The organism is Promineifilum sp. (SeqCode) (assembly GCF_041918635.1).
GTDB lineage: Bacteria > Chloroflexota > Anaerolineae > Promineifilales > Promineifilaceae > Promineifilum.
In genome coordinates this window covers 1-8,143 of sequence record NZ_JAYRVJ010000278.1, presented here as the reverse complement: position 1 = coordinate 8,143, position 8,143 = coordinate 1, and the positions used below count along the sequence as shown (strand labels likewise).

General features: G+C 66.3%; 5 protein-coding genes. All 5 read left to right on the top strand.

Annotated elements, in window-relative coordinates; genetic code table 11:
* Positions 1-1,311: L,D-transpeptidase family protein (locus ACE3UY_RS09150; protein ID WP_374687238.1), on the top strand; the 1,311-nt coding region annotated here is incomplete at its 5' end.
* Positions 1,312-1,367: 56 nt separating this feature from the next.
* Positions 1,368-2,009, top strand: coding sequence for a hypothetical protein (locus ACE3UY_RS09145; RefSeq protein ID WP_374687237.1), 642 nt, complete (start codon positions 1,368-1,370; stop codon positions 2,007-2,009).
* Positions 2,006-2,830 (top strand): nucleotidyl transferase AbiEii/AbiGii toxin family protein, encoded by an 825-nt coding sequence (locus ACE3UY_RS09140; protein WP_374687236.1) that lies wholly within the window; start codon positions 2,006-2,008, stop codon positions 2,828-2,830. Before ACE3UY_RS09145 ends, ACE3UY_RS09140 begins: the two co-directional genes overlap by 4 nt.
* Before the next feature lie 92 nt (positions 2,831-2,922).
* A complete protein-coding gene (locus ACE3UY_RS09135; RefSeq protein ID WP_374687235.1) occupies positions 2,923-6,378 on the top strand; it encodes a tetratricopeptide repeat protein in 3,456 nt (1,151 codons plus the stop codon).
* 59 nt (positions 6,379-6,437) lie between these two features.
* A partial coding sequence (locus ACE3UY_RS09130) for a prolyl oligopeptidase family serine peptidase (protein WP_374687234.1) occupies positions 6,438-8,143 on the top strand: 1,706 nt, incomplete at its 3' end.

Genomic DNA, 8,143 nt, shown 5'->3' with positions numbered 1-8,143 from the left:
GCCCGCTGGGATGAGCAGACGGTGACGCTGCAAAACGGCGACCTGAGCTGGCCGGTGAAGCCGGGCGAGTTAGGCATGACCCTCGACGCCGCGGCCACTGCCCGCAGCGCCGCCGATAAGGGACGCTCCCTGTCCGGGTTACGCGACCTGCCGGCCGCGCGCGGGGACTGGTTCCAGGTTGCGCCCGTCTGGCGCTATGACCCGGCCGTCGCCGAGCGGACGCTGGTCGCGCTGGCCCCACAATTGGCTGTGGCCCCGGTCAACGCCGGCCTCGACGTGGTCGATGGCCGCGCCGTGGCGATCCCAGCTGTCGAGGGGCGTGAACTCGACCTGACGGCGACGCTGGCCGCGTTGGAGGCTGATCCCGGCGGCGTCCTGGGCGCGGGGCAACTGACGCTGGCCGTTCGCCCCGTGCCGGCCACCGTGCAAGACGTGTCGGCCGCCGTGGACGAGGCTAACCGCCTGCTGACGACGACTGTCACCCTGGAGGCGTATGATCCGGTGCGCGATCAGCGCTTCAGCTGGCCGGTCGAGCCGCGCGTCTGGAGCGAGTGGCTGACGCTGGCCGTCGATCCCACCGGCGCGACGCCGTATACGTGGGCGCTGGACAAGCAGATCGCCGCCGCTTATCTGGACACGCTGGAGGCGGAGCTAGGCGATGGGCGCTACCTGGACGAGGAGGCCGCGCCGGCCGCGCTGAGCGAGGCCATCCGGGCGCAGCAGCCCGCGGCCGTCGCGCGTATCTATCACCCGGAGCGCCGCCACACCGTCCAGTCGGGCGAGACGCTGTCGAGCATCGGCTACGACTACGGCATTCCCTACCCGTGGATTCAGCAGGCTAACCCCGGCGTCGACGCGCTGAGCGTGGGGCAGGAGCTCGTCATCCCGTCGCCCGACGTGCTGCTGCCGCTGCCGCCCGCGCCGAACAAGCGCATCGTGGTCAACATGACCGAGCAGCGCACGCGGGTCTATGAGAACGGCGCGCTCAAGTGGGAGTGGCCGTCCAGCACCGGCATCGCCAGCAGCCCGACCGCGCCGGGCGTCTTCCAGATTCAGTCGCACGAACCCAACGCCTACGCCGGCAACTGGGACCTGTGGATGCCGTCCTTCATGGGTATCTACCGCCCCGTGCCCACGTCGGACTTCATGAACGGCTTCCACGGCTTCCCGACGCGCGGCAACGCCCAACTGCTGTGGACGGGCGACCTGGGCCACCGGGTGACCTACGGCTGCATCCTGCTCAGTTCCGAGAACGCGGAGTTGTTGTATCAGTGGGCTGAGGATGGAGTGGTGGTGGAGGTACAGCGGTAAAACGCCTATTCGCTGAAACCATTGCAATAACTTACAAAATATTGTAAGTTATTGTAATGATTTTCGATGAATTACTTGGGTTGCTGGGTCAAGCGCCCATTTTCGACACGGGCTTCTTGTTGGCCGGCCAGCAGAATCCCGCCTACATCCAGCGTCAACTGACCGAGTGGGTGCGTACGGGCAAGTTGTGGCAACTGCGGCGCGGCCTGTACGCGCCCGCGCCACCCTACCAGAAAGCTGCACCTCATCCCTTTCTCGTCGCCAATCGGATGGTTCCCGGCTCCTACGTCAGTTTGCAGAGTGCCCTGGCCTACTATGGGCTTATCCCGGAGTACGTCCCGGCCGTGACCAGCGTCAGCGCCCGCCGGCCGGGACGCTGGATGACGCCCGTCGCCCTGTTCATTTATCACCGGATCGCGCCGGCATTGCTCTTTGGCTACGAACGGCTAATCGTTGGCGAGGATCAGACAGCGTTTGTCGCCTTCCCGGAGAAGGCGCTGCTCGATCTGGCGTACCTACAACCGGGTGGCGACACGCCAGGCTATCTGTCGTCGCTGCGCCTGCAAAATCTGGAGCAGCTTGACCTGGATCGACTAGGTCATCTGGCCGAACGCGCCGCCAAGCCCAAGCTGCGCCGCGCGGCCGATGTTATCATTGAACTGGCGCGTCAAGAGCAAAGTATGTACGAGACCCTGTGAAAGAGTATCTGAAGGAACTGGTCGCTGCTGCCGGCGATCCCTTACGTGGCCGGCATATGGCGCGCGAGTATCTGCAATCGCGCATTTTACTCAGTCTTCAGGGCAGCGGCGCCATGATCCCCCTTGCTTTCCATGGGGGCACGGCGCTGCGCTTCCTGTTTCAATTGCCGCGCTTTTCCGAAGACCTTGACTTCGCCTTGGAACGGCCTCATGCTTCCTACGATCTTCGTCGTTACTTACAGGCAATCACCGCCGACCTGACCGCGGAGAATTATCCGGTTGAGTTGCGCGTTAGCGAGCAACAGCCCGTTCACAGCGGGCAGATTCGGTTTCGCGGCCTGCCACGCGAGCTAGGATTGCCGGCGCTACGCGACGAAACGCTGATGATCAAAATCGAGGTAGATACCCGGCCACCCGCTGGAGCCGGGCTCGACGTCAGCGTTGTTCGGCGCCACAGCTTGCTTCGTCTTCAGCATCATGACAAGGCCTCGCTGCTGAGCGGCAAGCTGCACGCGATTCTCCAGCGCCCCTATACCAAGGGGCGCGACTTGTTCGACCTGATGTGGTATCTCACTGATTCTGCATGGCCTTCACCCAATCTTACATTACTCAACAATGCCCTACTGCAAACCGGGTGGACAGGCGAAAAGGTAACGGCCGCCAACTGGCGCAAGATCATTAGAGAGAGATTGCGACAACTGGACTGGACGGCAGTGGTAGCCGATGTCCGACCATTCCTGATGGAGCCGCACAACGCTGATCTACTGGAATTTGATACTTTCGGGCGACTGCTCGCCACTCATTCCGACGAACGCACATAATAGCAGCCTGTGAATGAGTCACTGATCGATTCTGTCCCCCGGGCGACCCTGTGCTATTATCCCGTTGAATCGTATCGCTAGACGGAGACGCCATGCCCACCCGAGCCCAACTAGAGCACGCCATCGCCGTACAGGAGAGCCTACGCGGAACCATCGATGACGCCGTCCTCGACGCCACCCTCGACGCGCTGCGCCGCCAACTGGCAGAACTGGAGCCGGCGGCCGAGCCTCAGCAGCGCCGTGTCCTGGCGACCATCCTTTTCGCCGACCTGGCCGGCCACACCGCCCTGATGCACGGCCGCGACCCAGAAGAGATAGATGAGATCATCGACCCGGCGCTGAAGCGGTTGGCTCAGTCCGTGGCGCGCCACGGCGGGCGCGTCGTGCGCTACCAGGGGGACGGCTTCAAAGCCGTCTTCGGCCTGCCCACGGCGCAGGAGAACGACCCCGACAACGCCGTGCGCGCCGGGCTGGATATTCTCGTCACCGGCGCGGCCATCGCCGCCGAACTGGAAGCGGAGCGCGGCCTGCGCGGCTTCGCGGTGCGCGTCGGCATCGACAGCGGCATGGTGCTCATCGGCGGCGTCACCGAGGGCGAGGATGCCGTTACCGGCCTGCCGGTGAATCTGGCTGCCCGGTTGGAGAGCGCCGCCGCGCCCAACACTGTGCTCATCTCCCACCATACCTATCAACACGTTCGGGGTGTTTTCGACTTGCAGGTGCTACCGGCTGTGGAGGCCCGGGGCTTTCCCGAGCCTGTGCCCGTTTATCGCGTCCTGCGGGCCAAATCGCGCTCGTTCCGCACGCGGCGGCGCGGCGTAGAGGGCGTGGAGACGCGCATGATCGGCCGCGACACCGAGATGGCCGCGCTGCAGCAGATGTTCCATGAGACGACGGCCGGCCACTTCCGCGCAGCCATCGTTGTCGGTGAGGCCGGATTGGGCAAATCGCGCCTGCTCTACGAGTTCGAGAACTGGGGCGACTTGCAACCGGTCAACGTCCAGCTTTATCGAGGTCGCGCCCGGCAGGAGACGCAGCACCTGCCTTTCGGGCTGCTGCGTGACGTCTTCATCTTCCGCTGCGGTATCTTTGACGACGATCAACCACCAACGGTGCGCGAGAAGCTGGTTGCTGGCTTCCGCGGGGTGCTGGGCGATGACAAGGCCGAGATCGCGGCCCCTTTGGTGGGTCACCTGATCGGCTACGACTTCAGCGCCAGTCCTCACGTCCGGCCGCTGTTAGGCGATGCTCGCCAACTGCGCGATCAGGCGCTCCAACATCTGACGGCCTACTTCCGCGCCGCTACCCTGCGCCGGCCGTTGCTACTGCTGCTCGAGGATCTGCACTGGGCCGACGACAGCTCGCTAGATGTCATCGAATCGCTGGCCGCCGCCCTGCGCGATCAGCCGGCGTTTATCCTGGGCGCGGCGCGGCCTTCGTTCTACGAACGCCGTCCCGATTGGTTGGCCAAACGGCCCGGCTTCCGGCGCATTGATCTGGCCCTGCTGGGCGAGGACATGAGCGGCCGGTTGGTGACCGAGATCCTGCAGAAAGCTGAGAATGTCCCCGACCGCCTGCGCGATCTCATCGTCGCTCGCGCCGAGGGCAACCCCTTCTACGTCGAGGAACTGATCAAGATGCTCATCGAGCAGGGCGTCATCAGGCGCGACGAGGCAGGCGGGCCGGAGGATGGCGAGCGGTGGCAGGTGTACATGGATCGGCTGGACGATGTCCACGTGCCGGCGACGTTGACTGGCGTGCTGCAAGCTCGGCTCGACAGCCTGCCCGTCGTCGAGCGGGAGACGTTGCAGCGCGCCTCGGTCGTCGGCCGTCTGTTCTGGGACGCGGCTGTGGCCTACGTCGCCGAAACCGAGCCGGAGTCGGTCGAGCCTCTCTGGTCGGCGCTGGGGCGGCGCGAGTTGGTCTATCCACGCGAAGAGACCGCCTTCGAGGGCACGCATGAATACGTCTTCAAGCATGCCCTGCTCCGTGATGTGACCTACGAGAGCGTATTGCGGCGGCTCCGGCGCACCTATCATCGCCGCTCCGCTGAGTGGCTCATCTACGCCGGCGGCGACCGCGTCGACGAGTTTGCCGACCTTATTGCCGCCCACTATGCCGCTGCTGGCGACGAACACGACGAAGCCCGCTGGCAGGCGCGCGCCGGCAAGCATGCCGCTGCCCGCTTTGCGCTGCCGGAGGCCGAACGCGCCCTGAGCCGGGCGCTGCGCCTGCTGCCGCCGGCGGCGGCCGCCGAGCGCTACGATTTGCTGCTCGAACGCGAAGCGATTTACCATATCCAGGGACGGCGCGATGTGCAGGACGCCGACCTGACCAGCCTGTCTGCACTGGCAGCTGAGTTAGGCGACGCCGACCGCCTGGCCGAGGCCGCTTTGCGCCGCGGCTTCTATAGCAATGCCACCGGCGACCTCGCCGCGGCGACAGTGGCGGCTGCAGCAGCCGAACGCCAGGCTCGCGACGACGACCTTCCCCGCCGGGCCAGAGCGCATCTCATCATGGGTCACGCCCATCGCGCTCAGGGCGAGTACGAGCCGGCGCGCCACCACCTGGAAACGGCGTTGAACCTGGCCCGGCGCGGCGGCGCGCGCGATATCGAATCGGAAGCGTTGCGCTCGCTGGGTATCACGGCGCAGGAGCAGGGCGACCTCATCAGCCTGCGCGGCTATTTCGATCAGGCGCTGACCCTGGCGCGCGAATCGGGCGACCGGCGCAGCGAGCGCCGGACGCTCAACAGCCTGGGCGTACTGGAGGAGAATGAGGCTAACTACGACGTGGCGCGGGCTTACTTTGAGCAGTCGTTGGAGATAGCCCGGGCCATTGGCGACCGTACGGGCATCAGCACCGTCATCGGCAATCTCGGCGTGACGGAAATGGACACTGGCAATCTGGCTGCTGCCCGCACATGCTTTGAAGAGGCGTTGAGCATCACGCGCGAGACCGGCGACACCATCGGCATCAACGTCTGGCTGCTAAACCTGGCCTTTGTCATGGCGACCGAAGGGGATACCGAGGTCGCTCTCGCTCTCTACGAAGAGGCCCGGCAGGGTGTCGAGGCCGCCGGCGACCGGCCGACCCTGGGCTACGTGCTGACCGGTATGGGCCGCGTCCTGCTGGAGGCTGGTCGCGCTCCTGAGGCCACCGTTCCCCTGCGGGCCGCCCTGACATTACGTGAGGAGATGGCCCAGGTTCACTTGCTGCCGGAGACCCAGATATACCTGGCTGAGGCTCTGACCTACACCGGCGATAGGGCCGAGGCCCTGACCTATCTGGAGGCAGCGCTGCCCCGTCTGTTAGCCGAAGGGCTGGAGACCCACGAGGATACCCAGCGCGGCCTATGGGCGGCTTATCAGACGTTGACCGCCGCGGGCGATGCGCGGGCGCCGGAGGTACTCGCTCGCCTGCAAAGCGAGATCGAGGCCGTCACCGCCCGCATGCCGGCCGACGCCCGCCAGCGCTACCGCGACATGCATGCCTGGAGGCGAGAGAGCGTACGCCTGGCGGCCGAACGGGGGACGACGGCTGCATAGTCCATGAGCCTTGTGGCGTTGTTTTCGCTGTTTGGGCTGCGGGGGATTATCATTGGCCCATGTCCCCATCAACCCCCTCTCCCGAACCAACAACGGCCCCCTACGGCTCCTGGGCTTCGCCCATCTCCACCGACCTGGTATTGACCGGCAGCGTCTTTCTGTCGCAGCCGCTCATCGACGGCGACGCGATCTACTGGATCGAGGGGCGCGCGCAGGAGGCCGGCCGCAACGTCATCGTCCGCTGGACGGCCGCCGCCGGCCCCGAAGATGTGACGCCCGCCTCCTTCAACGCTCGCACCCGCGTCCATGAGTACGGCGGCGGCGACTACACCGTCTCGGCCGGCGTCGTCTACTTCGCCAACTTCGCCGACCAGCGCCTCTACCGGCAGCGGCCGGGCGAACCGCCGGAACCGCTGACGCCCGAGGCGGCGCTGCGCTACGCCGACATGCAGCTCGACGCGCGACGCGGCCGGCTGCTCTGCGTCCGCGAAGACCACCGCGAGGCGGGGCGCGAGGCGGTCAATACCCTTGTCGCCGTCCCGCTGGGCGGCGGCGAGCAGACGGTGCTGGTCGAAGGCAACAACTTCTACAGCACGCCGCGCCTCAGCCCCGACGGCGGCCAGCTGGCCTGGCTGACGTGGAACCACCCCAACATGCCCTGGGATGGCACGGAACTGTGGCTGGCCGACGTGGCCGGTGACGGCTCGCTGAGCAATCAGCGGCTGGTGGCCGGCGGCGTGCGCGAATCCATCTACCAGCCGGAATGGTCGCCGGCCGGCGTGCTCCACTTCATCTCCGACCGTACCGGCTGGTGGAATCTCTACCGGCTGGACGAGGCCGGCCCCGAGGCGCTCCACCCGTTAGAGGCGGAGTTCGGCCAGCCGCAGTGGGGCCTGGCCCATTCGACCTATGACTTCGTCTCGCCAGAGACGATCATCTGCGCCTACATCCAGAAGGGCGAGGTGACGATGGCCCGGCTGGACACGGTCGCGGGCCGCCTGATCTCGCTGGACTTGCCCTACACCCTCATCTACGCCTCCTATGGCCACCTGCGCGCCGACGACCGCCAGTTTGTCTATCTGGGCGGTTCGCCGACGGAGGCCCCGGCCATCGTCCGCGTTGACCTGGCGACAGGCGGCTACTCCGTCTTGCGCCGCGCGACGGACATCCGGGTCGAAGCCGGCTTCCTGTCCATCCCCCGGCTGGTGGAGTTCCCCACCGAGAACGGCCTGACCGCCTACGGCTACTTCTACCCGCCGCACAACCGGGACTTCGTCGCCCCGGCCGGCGAACTGCCGCCGCTGATCGTTACCAGCCACGGCGGCCCGACCTCGGCCACCAACGCCGTGCTCAGCCTTAACCGGCAGTACTGGACGAGCCGCGGCTTCGCCATCCTCGACGTGGACTATGGCGGCAGCACCGGCTACGGCCGCCCCTACCGCGAGCGGCTGAACGGCAACTGGGGCATCGTGGACGTGCATGACTGCATCAACGGCGCGCGCTGGCTGGTGGAGCAGGGGGTGGTGGACGGCGACCGGCTCATCATCCGCGGCGGCAGCGCCGGCGGCTACACCACGTTGTGCGCCATCACCTTCCACGACGTATTCAAGGCCGCCGCCAGCCACTTCGGCGTCAGCGACGTGGAGGCGCTGGCCAAGGACACGCACAAGTTCGAGTCGCGCTACCTCGACTCCATGATCGGCCCCTACCCGGCGCAGCGCGAGCGCTACGTGGCCCGCTCGCCCATCCACGTCGCCGACCGCTG

Excerpts from the sequence above, each read along its gene's own strand:
- ACE3UY_RS09135 (WP_374687235.1), top strand. The coding sequence starts at position 2,923 with ATGCCCACCCGAGCCCAACTAGAGCACGCCATCGCCGTACAGGAGAGC.
- ACE3UY_RS09145 (WP_374687237.1), top strand. The coding sequence starts at position 1,368 with ATGATTTTCGATGAATTACTTGGGTTGCTGGGTCAAGCGCCCATTTTC.